24 protein-coding genes are annotated in these 15,053 nt (G+C 61.8%); 16 read left to right on the top strand and 8 right to left on the bottom strand.

The genetic code is table 11. The annotated features are described in order from the left end of the window. Window positions 1-140: 140 nt before the first annotated feature. The 3 genes from P3T23_RS39215 to P3T23_RS39205 form a co-directional block, all read right to left on the bottom strand. The gene (locus tag P3T23_RS39215; protein WP_429321426.1) at window positions 141-791 is read right to left on the bottom strand and encodes an LPD29 domain-containing protein; all 651 of its coding nucleotides are present in this window, start codon (window positions 789-791) and stop codon (window positions 141-143) included. Between the two features lie 142 nt (window positions 792-933). Then, a complete protein-coding gene (locus tag P3T23_RS39210) occupies window positions 934-1,257 on the bottom strand; it encodes a hypothetical protein (RefSeq protein ID WP_429321425.1) in 324 nt (107 codons plus the stop codon). Between the two features lie 115 nt (window positions 1,258-1,372). After that, window positions 1,373-1,711: a hypothetical protein gene (locus P3T23_RS39205; RefSeq protein ID WP_429321424.1), complete on the bottom strand. Its 339-nt coding sequence runs from the start codon at window positions 1,709-1,711 to the stop codon at window positions 1,373-1,375. 443 nt (window positions 1,712-2,154) lie between these two features. Between P3T23_RS39205 and P3T23_RS39200 the strand changes: the two genes are divergently transcribed. The 5 genes from P3T23_RS39200 (at window position 2,155) to P3T23_RS39180 (ending at window position 4,192) form a co-directional block, all read left to right on the top strand. Beyond that, on the top strand, window positions 2,155-2,445 hold the full coding sequence (locus P3T23_RS39200; protein ID WP_429321423.1) for a hypothetical protein: 291 nt from the start codon (window positions 2,155-2,157) through the stop codon (window positions 2,443-2,445). A gap of 27 nt (window positions 2,446-2,472) precedes the next feature. Then, window positions 2,473-2,787 (top strand): hypothetical protein, encoded by a 315-nt coding sequence (locus P3T23_RS39195; RefSeq protein ID WP_429321422.1) that lies wholly within the window; start codon window positions 2,473-2,475, stop codon window positions 2,785-2,787. A gap of 92 nt (window positions 2,788-2,879) precedes the next feature. Continuing rightward, the gene (locus tag P3T23_RS39190) at window positions 2,880-3,359 is read left to right on the top strand and encodes a hypothetical protein (RefSeq protein ID WP_429321421.1); all 480 of its coding nucleotides are present in this window, start codon (window positions 2,880-2,882) and stop codon (window positions 3,357-3,359) included. Further along, window positions 3,356-3,811: a hypothetical protein gene (locus tag P3T23_RS39185; protein WP_429321420.1), complete on the top strand. Its 456-nt coding sequence runs from the start codon at window positions 3,356-3,358 to the stop codon at window positions 3,809-3,811. The genes P3T23_RS39190 and P3T23_RS39185 overlap by 4 nt, the downstream gene beginning before the upstream one ends. An 84-nt stretch (window positions 3,812-3,895) precedes the next feature. Then, window positions 3,896-4,192, top strand: a complete 297-nt coding sequence (locus P3T23_RS39180; RefSeq protein ID WP_429321419.1) for an HU family DNA-binding protein — start codon at window positions 3,896-3,898, stop codon at window positions 4,190-4,192. 45 nt (window positions 4,193-4,237) lie between these two features. Here P3T23_RS39180 and P3T23_RS39175 read toward each other — a convergent pair whose 3' ends face one another. After that, window positions 4,238-4,900, bottom strand: a complete 663-nt coding sequence (locus tag P3T23_RS39175; protein ID WP_429321418.1) for a sigma-70 family RNA polymerase sigma factor — start codon at window positions 4,898-4,900, stop codon at window positions 4,238-4,240. Window positions 4,901-5,531: 631 nt separating this feature from the next. Between P3T23_RS39175 and P3T23_RS39170 the strand changes: the two genes are divergently transcribed. Continuing rightward, entirely contained in the window at window positions 5,532-6,014 is a 483-nt protein-coding gene (locus P3T23_RS39170) for a hypothetical protein (protein ID WP_429321417.1), read from the top strand. Between the two features lie 167 nt (window positions 6,015-6,181). Here P3T23_RS39170 and P3T23_RS39165 read toward each other — a convergent pair whose 3' ends face one another. Together P3T23_RS39165 and P3T23_RS39160 are read right to left on the bottom strand one after the other, a co-directional pair. After that, window positions 6,182-6,631, bottom strand: a complete 450-nt coding sequence (locus tag P3T23_RS39165) for a hypothetical protein (protein WP_429321416.1) — start codon at window positions 6,629-6,631, stop codon at window positions 6,182-6,184. A gap of 40 nt (window positions 6,632-6,671) precedes the next feature. Further along, window positions 6,672-6,989: a hypothetical protein gene (locus P3T23_RS39160; protein WP_429321415.1), complete on the bottom strand. Its 318-nt coding sequence runs from the start codon at window positions 6,987-6,989 to the stop codon at window positions 6,672-6,674. A gap of 496 nt (window positions 6,990-7,485) precedes the next feature. On the opposite strand from P3T23_RS39160, the gene P3T23_RS39155 reads away from it, so the two are divergent. From P3T23_RS39155 to P3T23_RS39110, 10 genes are all read left to right on the top strand, one after another. Beyond that, window positions 7,486-7,782 (top strand): hypothetical protein, encoded by a 297-nt coding sequence (locus P3T23_RS39155; protein WP_429321414.1) that lies wholly within the window; start codon window positions 7,486-7,488, stop codon window positions 7,780-7,782. A 174-nt stretch (window positions 7,783-7,956) separates the two neighbouring features. Continuing rightward, entirely contained in the window at window positions 7,957-8,823 is an 867-nt protein-coding gene (locus tag P3T23_RS39150) for a hypothetical protein (protein WP_429321413.1), read from the top strand. Between the two features lie 68 nt (window positions 8,824-8,891). Continuing rightward, entirely contained in the window at window positions 8,892-9,596 is a 705-nt protein-coding gene (gene rnc, locus P3T23_RS39145) for a ribonuclease III (RefSeq protein ID WP_429321412.1), read from the top strand. Between the two features lie 156 nt (window positions 9,597-9,752). After that, entirely contained in the window at window positions 9,753-10,052 is a 300-nt protein-coding gene (locus tag P3T23_RS39140; protein WP_429321411.1) for a flagellar transcriptional regulator FlhD, read from the top strand. A gap of 351 nt (window positions 10,053-10,403) precedes the next feature. Then, entirely contained in the window at window positions 10,404-10,820 is a 417-nt protein-coding gene (locus P3T23_RS39135; RefSeq protein ID WP_429321410.1) for a hypothetical protein, read from the top strand. A 145-nt stretch (window positions 10,821-10,965) separates the two neighbouring features. Beyond that, window positions 10,966-11,589, top strand: coding sequence for a DUF7007 domain-containing protein (locus tag P3T23_RS39130; protein ID WP_429321409.1), 624 nt, complete (start codon window positions 10,966-10,968; stop codon window positions 11,587-11,589). Between the two features lie 124 nt (window positions 11,590-11,713). Continuing rightward, window positions 11,714-11,998 carry a hypothetical protein gene (locus P3T23_RS39125; RefSeq protein ID WP_429321408.1) on the top strand — a complete coding sequence of 95 codons (285 nt, stop codon included), beginning with the start codon at window positions 11,714-11,716 and terminating at the stop codon, window positions 11,996-11,998. Window positions 11,999-12,133: 135 nt separating this feature from the next. Continuing rightward, complete coding sequence (locus P3T23_RS39120; RefSeq protein WP_429321407.1) at window positions 12,134-12,550, top strand: hypothetical protein; 417 nt, start codon at window positions 12,134-12,136, stop codon at window positions 12,548-12,550. Window positions 12,551-12,714: 164 nt separating this feature from the next. Continuing rightward, complete coding sequence (locus P3T23_RS39115) at window positions 12,715-13,233, top strand: hypothetical protein (RefSeq protein WP_429321406.1); 519 nt, start codon at window positions 12,715-12,717, stop codon at window positions 13,231-13,233. A gap of 124 nt (window positions 13,234-13,357) precedes the next feature. Continuing rightward, window positions 13,358-13,705 (top strand): hypothetical protein, encoded by a 348-nt coding sequence (locus P3T23_RS39110; protein ID WP_429321405.1) that lies wholly within the window; start codon window positions 13,358-13,360, stop codon window positions 13,703-13,705. 69 nt (window positions 13,706-13,774) lie between these two features. Here P3T23_RS39110 and P3T23_RS39105 read toward each other — a convergent pair whose 3' ends face one another. Both P3T23_RS39105 and P3T23_RS39100 read right to left on the bottom strand, forming a co-directional pair. Continuing rightward, on the bottom strand, window positions 13,775-14,206 hold the full coding sequence (locus tag P3T23_RS39105) for a hypothetical protein (RefSeq protein ID WP_429321404.1): 432 nt from the start codon (window positions 14,204-14,206) through the stop codon (window positions 13,775-13,777). 440 nt (window positions 14,207-14,646) lie between these two features. Continuing rightward, the gene (locus tag P3T23_RS39100; RefSeq protein WP_429321403.1) at window positions 14,647-14,943 is read right to left on the bottom strand and encodes an integrase core domain-containing protein; all 297 of its coding nucleotides are present in this window, start codon (window positions 14,941-14,943) and stop codon (window positions 14,647-14,649) included. Between the last annotated feature and the right edge of the window lie 110 nt (window positions 14,944-15,053).

Raw genomic sequence — 15,053 nt, 5'->3', positions numbered from 1 at the left:
TTTCGAACGGGCCGGGCGCGGTGCACGAAAGCGCGGTGATCAAACGGATGCCTGCAGTCAGGCTTGGGCCAACTATACCGCAAATTCGACAAGTGGAACAACCGCGCCGCCCGTTCTGGGCGGGCGGCGTTCAGTTGCGTTTAATCCTTCAGCACGGGAGGCGCGTGGGGGCGCCCGTCCGTATGCGTCACGAAGATCCCGGCTGCCGTCTTGCTCTTCTCGACCTTGAGCACGAAGGTGTGCTTGCCGGCCGTCAGACGGATCGAGTCCTGCAGCGTATCGCCGCCGTACTGGCCGTGGACACCCTGCAGGCGAACGTTGAAGAGGCTGCCGTTACGGTAATCCCGCACCGTCGGCATCTCCATGTTCGCGTCACGGAAGTTCCCATAGTAGCGGCGGAACACCGCACTGATCGCACGCTCCAGCGCTAGGTCGCTGTGGTAGCGGCTCAGGTGGATGAAGTCTGCGCCGAAGGACACCTGCTCGAGGCCTGCCTCCGTCGTCACCATCGCGAAGCGACTGCCCTTGCAGTCCTCCATCCCGTCGAAGTACGCGCCGCGGTATCGGTCCACGATCGGATCGACCTGTGCCTCGCACGGACCGTCTTCCCAGTTGACGTCGATGCTCGCGCCGCCGGAGTACGTGCTGCCGCGAACGCTGAACTTGATCCCTGGGAAGGCTTCCTTCAGGCTTTGCCGCACGAGCTTGGCCGTTTCGGTGCAGCTCAGGTAGCGTCGCTCCGACTTTGCGGGACGGTTCGACGCGGACGCTGCGGAGAGGTTGCGGTTCATGATTGGCTCCTATGCCGGAATGCCGGCGGTTGTGAAACCGGAGCCGCAGTCGATAGTTTCGACCGCCTGCCGATGCGTGGGCATGGACAGGCGTGGGGCGAGCAGACGCGTCCCGAAGGACGACGTCTGCTGTGATTCCTGGTCAGTTGAGCGACATGTGCGTGCCGCTCGCCGACTGGTTGAAGCTCACCGCGCGTGCTGGCGCGGTTTGCCCCAGGTTGCTGGCAAATGCCTTCTGATAGCCCTTCACGATCGCGATCGACTGCTCCGGCCGCGCGGTCGGAGCAGCGACATCGTCTGCCCAGGGAATCGAGCCTTCACCGTAGTGATGCCAGATCTGGTACAGACCGTCGGCCATCAAGCGGACCTCGGCGACAGCGTCGTAGACCGGATGCATCTGCACCGACCAGACGAGCTTGCCGGGCATGAGGGAATCGGTTTGGCTTGCCACTTCGTTGCTTTTCATGGTGCATCCTTTCTGCCGGTATCGGCGCTGAGAAAGGATCGAGTCGTTTCCGAGCTCAGTTGAGCTCGCGGCAAGCTGAGCCCCCTCGCGTGGAGGGAGCAGTGTTGGTGGTCGCTCATGCGTGCGTCGGCAGCAACACGCGGCCGTCGTCGATACGAGCGAAGTTGCAGCCGTTGTACTGCTCGCGCCAGTCGATGACTTGCACGATCGCGGCGTCGAGCATCTCGAAGTGCTTGCCTTCGTGCGCGGTACTGGCCGACACGAAAATCGCGGCATACCGGTGATCCGGCATGAGGCGAACCTCGTAGTGCGGGCTTCCGTTCGAGTCGGCCGGGGTCGACCACAGCAGACTGCCCCGCTCGTCGACCACGCCGTGGCCGTGGACGAGCAGATGCAGGACAGCTGCGGCGAGGCCGCGGGCGTGCAGGGCTGCGCGTTCAAATTTTCCGTTCATCGTCTTCTCCTTGCGTGTGCCAGGTCGGCGGTTGAAAAACCGGAGACGGACTAACGGCTTTGGAGGATCCGCTAGGTGTTTGCGGGGCCGGCGGCCGCGGAAACAGCGAAAGCGTGACGAGGCATGCAGGTGCGATGCCGAGGACGATTTTGGGAGGTTGCTTTGGCCCGAGAGTGGCCTGGCGGTACGTTGGTGCCCTGAGGCTGAACCTGAGAAAGGGATGCCGACTGAACGGCTGGAACGGACATTAACACGGCATTTCGGGGAATGCAATCGTCCCCCAGATTTGCGTTTGTTTGAGCGCGATGCAGACTCAACGCATTTGCTACAGACCATTCAGCGATGGGTTGTAGACGCTTCCGCCCGGCCATTCGATCAGCGGATGGCTGGCCGTTCGCTTAGGATGGCAGCGTTGCGACTCGCTTCCCTTTTCCGGAGGTCAATTGTCCGTTCGATCCGTGAGATTTGCCCGCAGGCGCAGGCGGACGTGCGACGGCTCACCTGAACCGTCGCACAGTCTGCTGGTGCGCGTGCTTGCCGTGATTGCGTGCACGGCTATCGTGGCGGCTGCGTTCGTGACGTCGCTAGCCGTCTTCTGGCGCGCGTCCAACACACCGACCGCGCTCGACCCACTCTTCGCGAACTGGTCCGGCGAGGTGCTGATCATGCTGGGCGGCGGCTTGCTGCTCGCTGCCATCGGCGCCGTCCACCTCGTCCGCCGGGTCCTCAAGTAACCCTATCTTCTACCGGAGCTCCGCAGCTTGTTCGCCATCGCCCCGACCGACAGCCCTGCCATCGAAACCCGCTCTGCCGCCTACCCGTTCGGCGAAAAAGTACCTTCCAAGGTGCTGATGCTGCGCACGTGTGTGCCCGAGGCTCCTTTGTACGTCGAGCCTCAGCATTACCCGATCGCCTACATCGGTACACGCTACCCGTGCTTCGTCGAGTCGAATGGCGAGGTGGCGGTGATCCTGCCCGGCGACCAGTTGATGCACGTGCCGCACGACGCCTTCATGGTCGTGGGCTTCCACTCTGGCACGGCCGACACGAATAGAGCCAAAATTTTTCTGTCATAGGGGGCGAAACTTTTATCGTTTCTGCCGTATTGTGGGATTGAGGGCGCGACATCGCGCCGACCGATCCACAGCCCCAGACCCAGGAACTTTGCATGATCACGGATGCTTTCCAGCTTCCTCACCTCGAACAATCGCCCCGCCTGTGGGCGCTTGCGCTCAACCTCACACTCGCGCCGTGCGTGGATGAGGTTGAGGAGGAAGTGTCCGATCGTGTGGTGCTGGTGATGATGAGCGAGAAGCGTCTCGATCCCGCCCGTGTGGAGGATCTGCTGAAGCAGGCCCTCGCCGATCACCGCGGCGAGCGTTTGCCTGCCCATCCGAACACCCCGATGCTCGACGAGTTCATGCAACGCTCGTCGTGGCGCCTCGCGATCCATGGTGCACAGACCGCCAAGCGGCGCTCATTGCACACCACCCAAACCGAGATCTGGCTGCGCGACGAGGCTGGCGATGCTTACCCCGTCCTGTGCCAGGCCTTCTCCCCTGACCCGGCTCGCATCGACGAGATACTCAACGCCACGAGTGCCTTCCGCTGGGTGCCGCCGGAACAGGCTCTTCGCGAAGCTGCATGAAGCACGTCCGTCCAGCCATCGTCACCCTCGCGGGTCTCATGGTTCTGTCTTCGGCGCACGCGGGCCAGCAGGAGGATGAGCAAGCGGTCCGGCAACGGGTGATCGACTACGTGACCCAACAGTACGGCGATGGCACACCGCTCGCCGCGGCCGCGCTGAGGTACGCGCAGGCTGCCAGCGAGTTGTGGTTAGCGACGGCAAAAACACAACAATACGATCAGGGGATGACCCAACGCACGGGCATTGCCGAGATTTGCTTTCGGGGACAGCTGGCCGAAGCCGGCGTCGCCGAGCCCGATGGTGCAGTCGCCGAGCTCGAGCGCACGATCGCTTCGAACCCGGCCCTGTACGCTGGCGAGCTGTATTCATTAGCGCTCGCCCAGCAGCACCCGCTGGATCTGGCCATGACGCCCACGCAGGCCTGCCGCCAATCTGATGTCCCACTTCCCTAGTCGCCCTGCCCGGGCGAAGCAGAGCAACCTAACCGCGTCGACGACGCATAACCCGGCCAGGCCGGAATTCAAAGGAGCACACGCATGAACAAGTCGGAACTCATCGAAGCGATCGCAACCCGTACGGGCTCGAGCAAGGCGGCCGCCCAGGATCACCTCGAGGCGACGCTCGAGACGATCTCGGCCGCGATCGCGGGCGGTAACTCGGTTCAGCTGGTCGGCTTCGGTTCGTTCGGCGTCGCTGACCGTGCCGCCCGCACGGGCCGCAATCCGCAGACGGGCGAGGAAATCCAGATCAAAGCGAGCCGCACGCCGAAGTTCACGGCCGGCAAGGCGTTGAAGGACCGCGTGAACGCGGCGCCGAAGTCGAAGAAGAAGTGAAGTCGGCTGGCCGGCCGAGGCTCTCGCCTTCGGCCGGCAGCAGCCTTAAGCGGGGACGAGGAATTTGCGCAGCTTCTCGACGCCACGCTGATGCAGTGCAGTTGCTCGACTTTCGCCGATGTTGAGGAGCTTGGCGATCTCACGGTTCGTGAGGCCATGGTAGTAGCGGAGTTCGATGACTTCCCGGTCACGCTCCGAGAGTGTTTCGATGGCGTCCAGCAGCTTCTGGATGCTCTGTTCGAGGATGAGGGTGTCGAGGGCATTGTCCGTGAAGCTCTCGATCTCGGCTGCCTCGATCTGCTCGCTCGAGTAGATGATGACGTCGGTGTGCAGGCGATAGATCATGTCGTGCACCTCGCCGACCGTCAGCCTCAGCTCCTGTGCAAGTTCCTTTGCCGTCGCCTTCTTCCCGGTCCGTCCGGACACGGCGTGGGCGGCCGCGCTGATCTTCTTCGCCTGAACGCGTCGCGTGCGAGATAGCGGATCATCCGCGCGCATCTCGTCGATCACGGCGCCGCGGATGCGAGCCATCGCTCGCGGGATGAAAACCTCAACGGTCAGATCCTGGTTGGTCTGGGCATACTGGATCAGTTCGGTCCATGCCGACTGCATGCGGTCGTCGAGGGTCTGGCCGAACCCTCCGCAAAGCCGCTTTACCATTCGGGAGATTTTGTCCGCAAACAGGTTACAGAGCTGCGCCTTGCTCAAATCTGAAACTCGGTGATCCATTCTTCTTTGGCTCGTCGTGGTCTAACTGCTGTTTCATTGTTCTCATTGCATCGCCATACGTGGCAGCCGAACTCGGCTTAGCTGACGAACCAGTCTGGTGCACACCACACACCTGATTGCTCGTCAGTTGCAAGCGCCCCATCCTCCTCTTGTGCGGCCCTCTCCCCGTTCGAGAGACCTGACACAACCCCGTCTGCACGAGGAGGTTTGAAACGATTGCTTATCTTAACAATTTTTTAACAATTGCAAATAGACGTTCAACCAAAAAAATCGCAATTATTCACGCTTAATTAGAATGGCGAATCTAATGCAAACACCTCACAATGCGTTTTGACTCAAAACGTTTCGTCATCCAAAACTTACCTTTCAGAACGCTGTCATTACAAAGCGTTCGTATTACGCGGTCCCGAAGGGGCAATCTGAGGCACCATGCGGCGCAAAAATCCAGCCCACAGAACTGTTCACCACCACTACTACTACGGGGGCCGCCGCCGCTCGCGCTTCGGCATCGTCCGTATCCTGATCGCGACCGTTGTGCTGTTTTTGGCTTATAAATCAGCCACTCACATCCTCGCCGGATCGGGGTCGCACCTCTACCACTACTAACACCATGTCCAACTGGAACAACCTGCCCCTGCGCAAAAACGACATTTCTCGTACCGGGTACGGTTACAAGAACGGTCGCTTTGCCTTGCTGTCCTGGGCCAGTTTGATTCTCTGGGGGCTGGTTGCCCGCAGAGCAATGAAACTGGGCCGAAACGTCGTTGTTACCGGTGCGCCTGACTCGGGTGCCAATACTGTATTAACGTTCGTTTCCGGAAAATCTTTAGGCCCGGACGCGAATGACCGGGGGGTAAAGAAGAACTATTCGCCTTCGCTTGAGGATTTGCAGGGAGATCAGGCACTGAAGTTCATCGGTCCTCGGAGTTTTGACCCGAACGCTTGGCGCACGATCATGCAGCACCTCGGCGAGCAGGGCCGCCCGTTCTCGATCGCGACGGTGAGCCGCCACTCGGACTGGCTTCGTCACGAAATGGACCTGTACGCTGCGACGAGCAACGCGCGCGGAATTTTCTGGCTGACGCTAAAGTGACTTTTTGGCTGGTCCGCGACGGCCCAGCTTCGAACCGTTGAACCCCGACTCCGCAGGTTGGTTTCGAAGCAGGTCCGCAGGTATGGCGGGCAGGCAGTGGGCGGGGTTGGCGAACCGGCCCATAGGCAACCGGCAGGCCCGAAGGCCTCCGCTTCCATGCCCACCCGTTAATTGCGAGCGAAAGCTTGAGCCGGTGGCATCAGGCGGCTCGCGCGACGCTTGGTCCAGTACATCTCGGCCGTGGCCGTCAGGAGCAGCGAGGCGATTGCGTTGAAGGGTACATGCTGGACAAACGCCTCGGTCGCGTAAATGATGAAGTTCCGGGTCGGAAGGTCCATCACAAAGCGCTGCGCGTAGTCGCCGCCGACGAATGACGAGTTTGCGACGAGCAGGATTGCGTGCAGCAAGACACTTCCCAAGTCGATCAACGAGATCAGGGCGAACACAATAGTCGAGGCGACAAGCACCTGGCAGATGAACCCGACGAGGCGCAGCTTGCCCCGGCTGCCATGGAAGTACACGCCGAGCTCGGCGAGCGCCTTTTCCGAGGCTGATACCTTCCGCTCGCCAGCAGGGTGCTCGGCAACGTGCGGAACGCCAGGCATGGCTTCGTTCATGAAGTGTCTCCAGTAGTTGGGGGAAAGCAGTAGTGCGAGCTTAGTTCGAGCTCGGAGAGAGCATGTCTTGAACAAACTGGGCCGTCCCGTCGACGAGAGTGGCCATGGCGCGTCCTATGCGCTGACCGACGGTCGACACAAGGCCGCCGTCGTTGGACGGCGTCGAGGCCGTGATCGCGGGCTTCCAGGTCAGCGAGGCGCTGCAAATCAGCATGCCGTTGTCGCCGTAGGTGGCCGCCACCCCGGGCGTGCTGCAGGTGCCGCCGGGTGACGCCGAAGGCAATTGCTGGGCGCTGGCCGCGCTGCCGGTGAGCAATGTAGCGATGATGAGGGCGCCACGAATCGGGCCTACTCGCATGGCGACTCCGTAGTCTTCAAGATAGCCCCTCAAGGCCGGGGCGGAACATTGAAATTTTCTGTGCAAATGGGATAGCTCTCGATCAGAAAGCACCCTGCCACGGATACACATTCGCACGCGATCCCCCGCTCAATCCATTCTCTGCGATTTGCGCGAGCGCGCAATTAGCGATTCAGGAATGGGATTGCCTAGTTGGATCAGTCGCCTACGTTCTCGCTCGCGTCACAGCCTGACGCGGGCGAAAAAAAAAAGCCATGCGCCTGGGGGAGACGCATGGCTTGTTGAGAGTAAAACCACGAGAACAGATCAGGCCGGGTCCGTGTGCGGGGAAGACCCAAGCCTGAAAGGATAGTGCCACCGAGGACCTCTGCCGCGTGGACAAAAGGCTTCCCGGATCACCATTCATTTCCCCGCGGCGCCGAACGACGCCCATCGACTTGCAATCCCACTTTGCCCCGTAGCCTACGGACATTACCCTTCCTTATCCGGAGTCCGTATGTTGCGCTTCTCATTCCTGATGTGCCTGCTGATGTACTTTTGCGGTAGCTTCTTCCGCACGTCGATCGAAGACATGCTCTTCCACGAAGCGCTTCAATCCATCTTCCCGGCGGCTCACCACTCCGAGCGCCGCTACAACGACGGTCGCGAGGATCGCCCCGAGCGCACGCTCACACGTGGGTGTGCTGATGGCGATGTGTGCCACCAGGGGCAGCGCGAGATCAGGCGGCCGCAGCACACGGACGACTTCGGCGACAACGGCCCGCTCGACCGCCGCTACGCCGATCCAACCTGATTGCCCATCCTCCCTCACCCTCGCGCGGGCAGCCCGTCACACGGCTGCCCGCTGTCGTTTTGAAGGCCAGCAAATCGACTGCGCTGACCTGCGTTTGCATTGCACTGACCCACCCGTAGCCTGAATTCAGCCGGCGCTATCGCCGGTGCCCTTCATTGAAGAGGAATCCTGCTCATGGGCGACGCTGATCAATTCTTCCCCCTCCATCAGATTCACTTCCGCAGCCACCGTCACGGGGCTGAGAGCCGGGCGCTGGCCCGCGAGCTCGCTCTGCGGTGGACGCTCGCGCGACGATCGGATGGTTCCTTCGACTGGAGCGAGCTCCCGCCAGCAGCGGGCGTTGGCGCAGCTTTCACAGCTCAGTCGCAGCGCGGGTCGGTGTCCGTACTGCAGGGCATCGACACAGGCCTGTGGCTGATGCGCCGCGATAGCATCGATCCGAAGGTCGAAGGCCGCACATGGCGGCACGATATCTTCGTGGCTGACGGCGACTCGGCTGACGTGATCGGCGTGCGCACGAGCGTTGCCTTGGGCCGCAACATGGTCGCCCCGGTGCGGCGGCCATCGGTGATCGCGGCGCTCGTGCGGAACTGCGCCTTGCTCGACGACAAGACACAGGTGCAGACCAAGCCGCTCACGGTGACGAAGCACGACGTGACGCCGGTATTGGACCTGCTCGCCTCACCGGTCCGCACCCTTCCCGTCTTGTTCATCACCCGGTCCATCCGCGGCCGCACGCCGCTCGACGCGCAGAAGGTCGCGGACAAGCTGGCTGGCTTCGCGCACGTGCTCGTGGTCATGCCCGACGCCGCGCCCACCGTGAGCCAGCATCTGGCCAAGGAGATGGGGGTGCAGTTCGATGCCGTCACCCTCTGCTGGCCGGTGCCGGCGGCCGCTCGCGGCGCAGCCCATGCGAGATGGGACATGATGCAGGTGAAGGACCCGGCTTTCTGGCCGTTCCTCGAGGCGGGCGTGATCCGCTCGTCCGTCGGCACGAAAGAGGACTGGCTCGGCTCGCTGGTTGCCCGGCTTGCGGTCTGACGCGCGGTTTGGGACCACTGAACTCAAATGTTGTGGTCCCGATTTCCGGTATTCGTGCTGGGCCAGCATTGGCCGGCCTCTATACTCGCCGCATGACTCCCACCGCCCTCGAACAGCTTCTGGACTACACGTTCAGTAATCGCTCCCTTTTCGAGCTGGCGTTGACGCATCAATCCTATTCCGAGGATCACAACGAGCGCCTCGAGTTCCTGGGCGACTCGATCCTCAGCGGTTCGGTCGCCGCCCTTCTATACGAACGTTTTCCGCGCCTTTCCGAAGGCTGGCTGTCGCGCATCCGCTCGAACCTTGTGCGCGAGTCGACGCTCCATGAGATCGCTGTGGCGCTGAACCTCAGCTCGTGGCTGCGATTGGGCGAAGCGGAGATCAGCGCGGGCGGCCTTGAGCGTCCCTCGATCCTCGCTGATGCCTTCGAGGCGGTGCTCGGCGGTGTGTTCCTCGACGGCGGCTTCCCGCCAGCCGAGCGTCTCGTGCGCCGCATCTACACGCCGATCCTCGACACAATCGATATCCGCCACTTCGGCAAGGATCCAAAGTCCCGCCTGCAGGAGTTCCTGCAGGCGCAGCACATCCCCGTACCCGCCTACCGCATCGTCGCGGTCCTCGACGACGAACAGCCTCGCCGCTACGAGAGCGAGTGCGTCATCACCTCCTTCCGTCTGCGCACGACCGGCATTGGCCCAAATCGCCGTGTCGCCGAGCGCGAGGCAGCCCAACGCATGCTCTCGATCCTCGAGCAACGCACCGCGGCCTGACAAAAGGTCACATTTGCGTAAAAACCTCGTCACCGGGGCTTGCATTCTTACGCAATCGTTTCGCGGTGCGGACTATTCTCCTCACTCAGCGGCCTGTGTGCCTTTTATCGCGATCCGTGGCTCCATGCCTGGCATGGCCACGCAGATGGAACCAGCATGCTGCACGACACAACAATACTCGGCGAGATTTACCAACTGAATCGGGCGTACCTGACGATGCTGCACCGCAACCTCCAGGAGGATTTCGCGGCGGCAGTTGACGCATTCGGGCTGTCTGAAGAGATTGCTCGCGCACTGGTGAAGAACACGCCGGAGAAGCTGGACAGGCTTGCGCGGTCCTCCCAGCTGCTCCTCCGGTTCAAGTTCAACGACGTGCAGTTCCTGCATGCGCTTGGCGAGAAGATCGGCCCGGGAGTCGCTCGACAGATCGAGACCAAAGAGACCTTGTCCGCGTAGCAGTCGCCGTGCAACTTGTCCGGAGTCTTGGCCTATCCACCTCATGCAGCACTTAGCCGACGCACTTCGACCAAAAGTTTGTTCGAACAAACTTAACCGGGCGAGTTAACTCGCGCAGGTTTTGGAGGGTGCTTGCCCCCCCGGCCGCTGTCGCATAGAATGACCCCAGCCGTTAGCTCGGCATTGTTTGCACTCCGTCAAGCACCATCCCGTCTTCACACTCAACTGAACCGCGTTCAGTCGAGCGTCGACCTCCATCCGGCACTTCGAACCCCGTGCAAAATGGGTTCGCCAGTGTCCACGGCGCTCTCTCCTTTTCAACCGCCACACCGTGGCAATCAGGAGAGCACCATGAACCGCAATCTTCAAGCCTTTGGCGTTATCGGCACGCAGCATGAGGTCCTGTTCAGCGACCAGCTCATCCACGTGCAGGAGTTCCGCACGGATCTGAAGCAGGCCATGGCAGACGCGCGCGTCGGCACGCTTATCGAGCATCTCGAGGGCGGTGCCAACGTGACTCAGTTCGACGAGGACACGTGGTGGACGATCGTGGACGACCTGAAGGCCTATCTGGGCAGCCAGTGCGCCAACAAGGCCGGCGATTCTCGCGGCGAGCAGGAATCGGCGCTGGTCGCTGCGGAAACGTGGGTCGAGGACAACATCTCGAACACCACCCGCGCCAAGATCGTCGCCGCGGCCGTCGTTCTCTACGGCTACGCCAAGGCAGAAACGATGATCCGCGAACTCAGCTCGGCTGTCGCGGCATAACTCGCAAGTATCAAAGTAACTTTCGGCGGTGCCTGTCCTTCGGGACAGGCATTGTCCGAATAATCTGCTAGGCCCCGGAGAGCACGTCTCCTCAGGGCTCCCGCCCTCTCCTTTTTCAACGCCGATTCGGCAAAAAAGGAGAATCATGAACACCACCATCTACCCGAAACACACTCCTTGGGGCGCCCCGCATTCGACCCGCTTCGTTGCCGAAGGCATCGTGCGCTACACGACTGGCGGTCACGGCGGGTACTGGCTGAGCCCGGAGCGCGTCGCATCCATGCCCGATGGCCTGCGCCCGAAGGAACTGGAGGCGGATTGTGGCGTCTGGTTCGAAGAGGACGAGCAATGGACGCTCGTCGCCCTTGCCTTCCCAATGTACTTCGCGGAAGACGTGATCCAGGCGGCTCTGCGCACGGTCCTGAACTGGATGCCGGAAGTCTGGGAAGCCTGGACGGGGGAGACGGTCACGCCTGCGATGAGCCACCGTCGTGCGCGCGAAGTCTTTCTGGAACAGCACAAGAACGACCAGATTGTCGTGGCGGCCTTCGGCAGCTGGGACAAGACGGTGCCGAAGGGCATGGTCGGCGTTGTTGCGGTGACCGGTGGCCGCAGTGCCGGGACGCTCAATCCGCCCGAGACGTTCTGGCTCGTCGACGAAACCGAATATGCCGACGCTCGCAAGCAGCCCGGATATACCGGCGACTTCGTCATCGACCCGGCGCGGCATCAGTCCTGGTCGCGCGAGGTTCTCGTCAAGGCAGCGTAATCATCAATCGGCGGCGCCTGCACCTTCGGGTGCGGCGCTTCCGGTCCATCCCAGGCCACCAGGTCCGGCATGGCAGGAACTGCCATTTCTCTTGTTCAAGCCCTTGAGGCACCAGGAGAAAATCATGATCATGACCATCGCCGCCGCCGCCGTCGCGTTCTTTCTGATCGCAGCCGCGCGCGCAGGAGCAGGTTCGAACCAAACTGAAGAAGCATCGGACGCACTCGACCGCTGCCCTCGGTGCGGACATTACCTCCCCTGTAACTGCGACCACTACGAGGACACCTCGTACCAGCATCAACGCCACCATGACCAGTGGGCCTACGACACGATGAACCAGTCGTCGCAAGACGACTCGGGATTCGGTCACAGCCATCACCATCACGGCGGTTCCGATGACTGGAGCTGAGCAACAGGGGCGCTCCGCAAGGATGCGCCCCACCTACCCGCCGCAACGTTTGCGGATCCCGCTGAGCGCCGCTCAACAGGGTCTCGGCCCACTCCTTTTTCAACGCCCCATGGGCATCTAAAGGAGAAACATCAAATGGCAAACTGGAGCGGAATTGCGCGCACGAACTACGTCCTCCCCGACAACGTCGAGGAACTGGAGAAGGTCGCGAAACGCTTCGATCTGCGCGTCATCCGCAAGGACGAGCGCATCGGTTTCGTGGCAGAAACGGATGGCGGCGGCTGGCCCTCGAACTTCTACGACGCGGAGCTCGAGGACGACGTCGAGTTCGACGTCGAGACGATGCTGATGCCGCACATCAAGGAAGGCGAGGTGCTGGTGCTGATCGAGACCGGTAGCGAGAAGACCCGCTACGCATCGGGATACGCGCAGGCGTATATCCGCAACGGCGATACCTGTCGCACGGTGAGCGTGTCGCTCAGCGACATCTTTGCGAAGGCGGCCGTCGAGTTCGCCGTGGACGTCAAGTCGATCACCGACGCTTCGTACTGACAGGAACCATGAACGGACGGGGCTTCGGTCCTGCCCTGCCGGCAATCTTGCCGGCTCCTCCGGAGCCTCTCCGGACGAGCTCGCTCACTCCTTTTCAAAGCCACACCGTGGCATCAAAGGAGAGCACCATGAACCAGAAATCTGCCTTCACCCCGACCCCTCGCATGATCGCGGCGGTCGAGACGTACCTGGCCTCACGTCTGTGCGTGGAGGAAATCCAGCCGATCGTGATCGGCTACGAAACTGAGATCCTCAGCCGGTACCGCTTCAAGGCCAGACGATCGGCCCTGGCCGGCCAGGAGGAGATCATCCTCGACCCGAAGAAGTCGTATCGCATCAGCGATGCCGATTCGGAGGTTTACTTCGCGGAATGCCGCAAGGCCCGCACTGCCGAACGGATCACGATCGAAGGCGAAGACCCGGACACCTGTGCGCTTCTCAAGGCTCAGCATGCGGTTCTGCTGGCCGAGAACGAGGTGATCAAGTCCATGAGCGATCTCCCGCAACTGGCGAGCCTTGGCGACAAGCTCTTCCTGCTGACGCTGGAGGATCGTAAAAAGGCGATCGAACTGTCCCTCGGACTGATCACGCCGTTCGTGAGCAAGGACCGCGCGATACGGTTCGCCCACGCAACCCTGGTGCAGTACCCGCGGTTCGCAGCGCAAGCACTACTGCCGCACTAATCGCAACATCGTCCGCCCGGCTCGCCCGGGTGGACTTCTCTCTCGCTCCGCCAGCCGACCGGCTCGCCGAGCGCACACTCATCTTCTTTTCAACCGTCCCATGAGGGCATCAAAGGATGAATCCATGAACAGCAACCTTTACTCCCCGGACGCCGGCGTCGAGTGCTTTAACCAGTTCGCGACCACCGCGGCGATTCAGCCCTTCGTCGACCACGGCCGCACCGCCGAAGTGTTCTTCAACGGCAAGACCCTTGGCTTCGTCGACGCGCTCGGTACGGACGGGCTACGGCGGGCGCATCGTGGGGCTGTGAACAATGCCCTTTACTGCAACGAAGAGGGCGATGTTCCGGACTGGCTTCGCCGCCCGCTGCCCTCGAAGGAAGCTCTGGCGGACTACCCGGAGATGGAAACGCGGTTCCCTCGTGCGTACGCGCGTGTGATGAACTCGCAGCAGGGCGTTCTGGCGCTCTGACGTAACAAGGCCCGCCGCTCAACTTGAGACGGCGGGCCTTTTCGTTGAGCCCGGCAGGCTGAGAAACGATCATTGGACGAAGCGGCGATCGAGCAGCCACCGGCTCGGATGGCCGTCGCGGCCGTAATGGATCTCGCCCTGCAGGCAGCCGCCGTCGTCGAAATACTGCTCCTTGCTGCCGTAGTGCACGCGCTTGCTCGGCACAACCGAGAAGGCGTGCGCGGGCACCTCGATCAGCGGCCGCACGGACAGGCCTTCCGCCAGCACCTCGCGCGCCCACGCGTCGAGGCTCGCCAGGCTGGCCGCGTCGCTGCCGACGGCGCTCGTCAGGTCCAGCGCCTGGACGAAGCCCTCAGGCAGAGCCACCGCGCCGCCCGTGCGCTCGAGCAACTGGGCGCTCGTCGGCGCCGTGGCCTGGAAGAAGATCAGGCTGCGGGGCTTCACGCCCGCATCAGCCGGTACTGCAACAACCCACAAACGCTTCAATTCGGAATCGCACATGTTGTTCTCCGTGGTCTTTTAGCCTCGTTGGGCTACGACTGGGGCCCTATCGCCCCGTGAAGGCAACTGCCTTGACGGGAAGTCAGCAACGTCGAACGTGCGCACAGCAAATTGCGATGCCGCGGGTGCTCCGCAGTGCAAGCGCTAAGTATTGATTGCGTTACGTGTGGTGATGTTCTGCCGGAACCCTGCGAGGAGGACGTCATGGACGTGAGCAGGAGCAGACTTAGGTTTGATGCCGAACGAACGGCGTGGCCGAATGATACTGCGAATTGTCTAAGGTCGACAAGTGGGCGCAGCCGGTTCGCTTGCGAACATCCAGGCAAGGCCGACCGGATAGGCGGGGGGACGGGGCAAGGGTGCGAACTGACTTTGCTTTTATTTTCCTGGGCGCTCGATTATATGTACCGGCTCGGATTGTCTGGACACGGTTTTGCAACTCAGGCGGCCTCTTTCAGGGTGGCTGCCTGACGGGCTTCATGGGGTGACATGAAGCCCAGTTTTTCGAGACGCCAGTGGCGATTGTAACGATCCTTGAACTCGATGACCGCAGCCCGGACTTCCTCAAGATTCCTGAAGATACGACCGTGTATGGCCTGTTCCTTCAGCGTCCGGTTGAAGCGCTCGGCGACGCCATTCGTTTGTGGCTCGGCAACGAAGGCGAAGCTCGGCGTGACGCCCCAGAACCTGACCTGGTTGAGGAAGTCATCGGCCGTGTATTGCGAACCGTGATCCATGCGCAGCGTCAGGCCCCGACCTCGGCACCCGTGCCGCCGAATTCGCCCAGCAGTCCCTGTGCGATCGGCTGCAAGGCGGCGAACCGGTTGCCCGTCTTGACTGCATGGAT

Origin of the sequence: Paraburkholderia sp. GAS448 (assembly GCF_050435685.1) — a bacterium.
Taxonomy (GTDB): Bacteria; Pseudomonadota; Gammaproteobacteria; order Burkholderiales; family Burkholderiaceae; genus Paraburkholderia.
Note: the sequence above shows the minus strand (reverse complement) of the source record. Positions and strands in the feature narration are given on the sequence as shown.

Bases quoted from the DNA above. Each gene is read 5' to 3' on its own strand.
- P3T23_RS39190 (WP_429321421.1), top strand. From the start codon at position 2,880: ATGATCACGGATGCTTTCCAGCTTCCTCACCTCGAACAATCGCCCCGC.
- P3T23_RS39135 (WP_429321410.1), top strand. From the start codon at position 10,404: ATGAACCGCAATCTTCAAGCCTTTGGCGTTATCGGCACGCAGCATGAG.
- P3T23_RS39125 (WP_429321408.1), top strand. From the start codon at position 11,714: ATGATCATGACCATCGCCGCCGCCGCCGTCGCGTTCTTTCTGATCGCA.
- P3T23_RS39120 (WP_429321407.1), top strand. From the start codon at position 12,134: ATGGCAAACTGGAGCGGAATTGCGCGCACGAACTACGTCCTCCCCGAC.
- P3T23_RS39205 (WP_429321424.1), bottom strand. From the start codon at position 1,711: ATGAACGGAAAATTTGAACGCGCAGCCCTGCACGCCCGCGGCCTCGCC.
- P3T23_RS39105 (WP_429321404.1), bottom strand. From the start codon at position 14,206: ATGTGCGATTCCGAATTGAAGCGTTTGTGGGTTGTTGCAGTACCGGCT.
- P3T23_RS39155 (WP_429321414.1), top strand. From the start codon at position 7,486: ATGTTGCGCTTCTCATTCCTGATGTGCCTGCTGATGTACTTTTGCGGT.
- P3T23_RS39185 (WP_429321420.1), top strand. From the start codon at position 3,356: ATGAAGCACGTCCGTCCAGCCATCGTCACCCTCGCGGGTCTCATGGTT.
- P3T23_RS39180 (WP_429321419.1), top strand. From the start codon at position 3,896: ATGAACAAGTCGGAACTCATCGAAGCGATCGCAACCCGTACGGGCTCG.
- P3T23_RS39130 (WP_429321409.1), top strand. From the start codon at position 10,966: ATGAACACCACCATCTACCCGAAACACACTCCTTGGGGCGCCCCGCAT.
- P3T23_RS39140 (WP_429321411.1), top strand. From the start codon at position 9,753: ATGCTGCACGACACAACAATACTCGGCGAGATTTACCAACTGAATCGG.
- P3T23_RS39115 (WP_429321406.1), top strand. From the start codon at position 12,715: ATGATCGCGGCGGTCGAGACGTACCTGGCCTCACGTCTGTGCGTGGAG.
- P3T23_RS39215 (WP_429321426.1), bottom strand. From the start codon at position 791: ATGAACCGCAACCTCTCCGCAGCGTCCGCGTCGAACCGTCCCGCAAAG.
- P3T23_RS39110 (WP_429321405.1), top strand. From the start codon at position 13,358: ATGAACAGCAACCTTTACTCCCCGGACGCCGGCGTCGAGTGCTTTAAC.
- P3T23_RS39160 (WP_429321415.1), bottom strand. From the start codon at position 6,989: ATGCGAGTAGGCCCGATTCGTGGCGCCCTCATCATCGCTACATTGCTC.
- P3T23_RS39165 (WP_429321416.1), bottom strand. From the start codon at position 6,631: ATGAACGAAGCCATGCCTGGCGTTCCGCACGTTGCCGAGCACCCTGCT.
- P3T23_RS39150 (WP_429321413.1), top strand. From the start codon at position 7,957: ATGGGCGACGCTGATCAATTCTTCCCCCTCCATCAGATTCACTTCCGC.
- P3T23_RS39170 (WP_429321417.1), top strand. From the start codon at position 5,532: ATGTCCAACTGGAACAACCTGCCCCTGCGCAAAAACGACATTTCTCGT.
- P3T23_RS39100 (WP_429321403.1), bottom strand. From the start codon at position 14,943: ATGGATCACGGTTCGCAATACACGGCCGATGACTTCCTCAACCAGGTC.
- P3T23_RS39210 (WP_429321425.1), bottom strand. From the start codon at position 1,257: ATGAAAAGCAACGAAGTGGCAAGCCAAACCGATTCCCTCATGCCCGGC.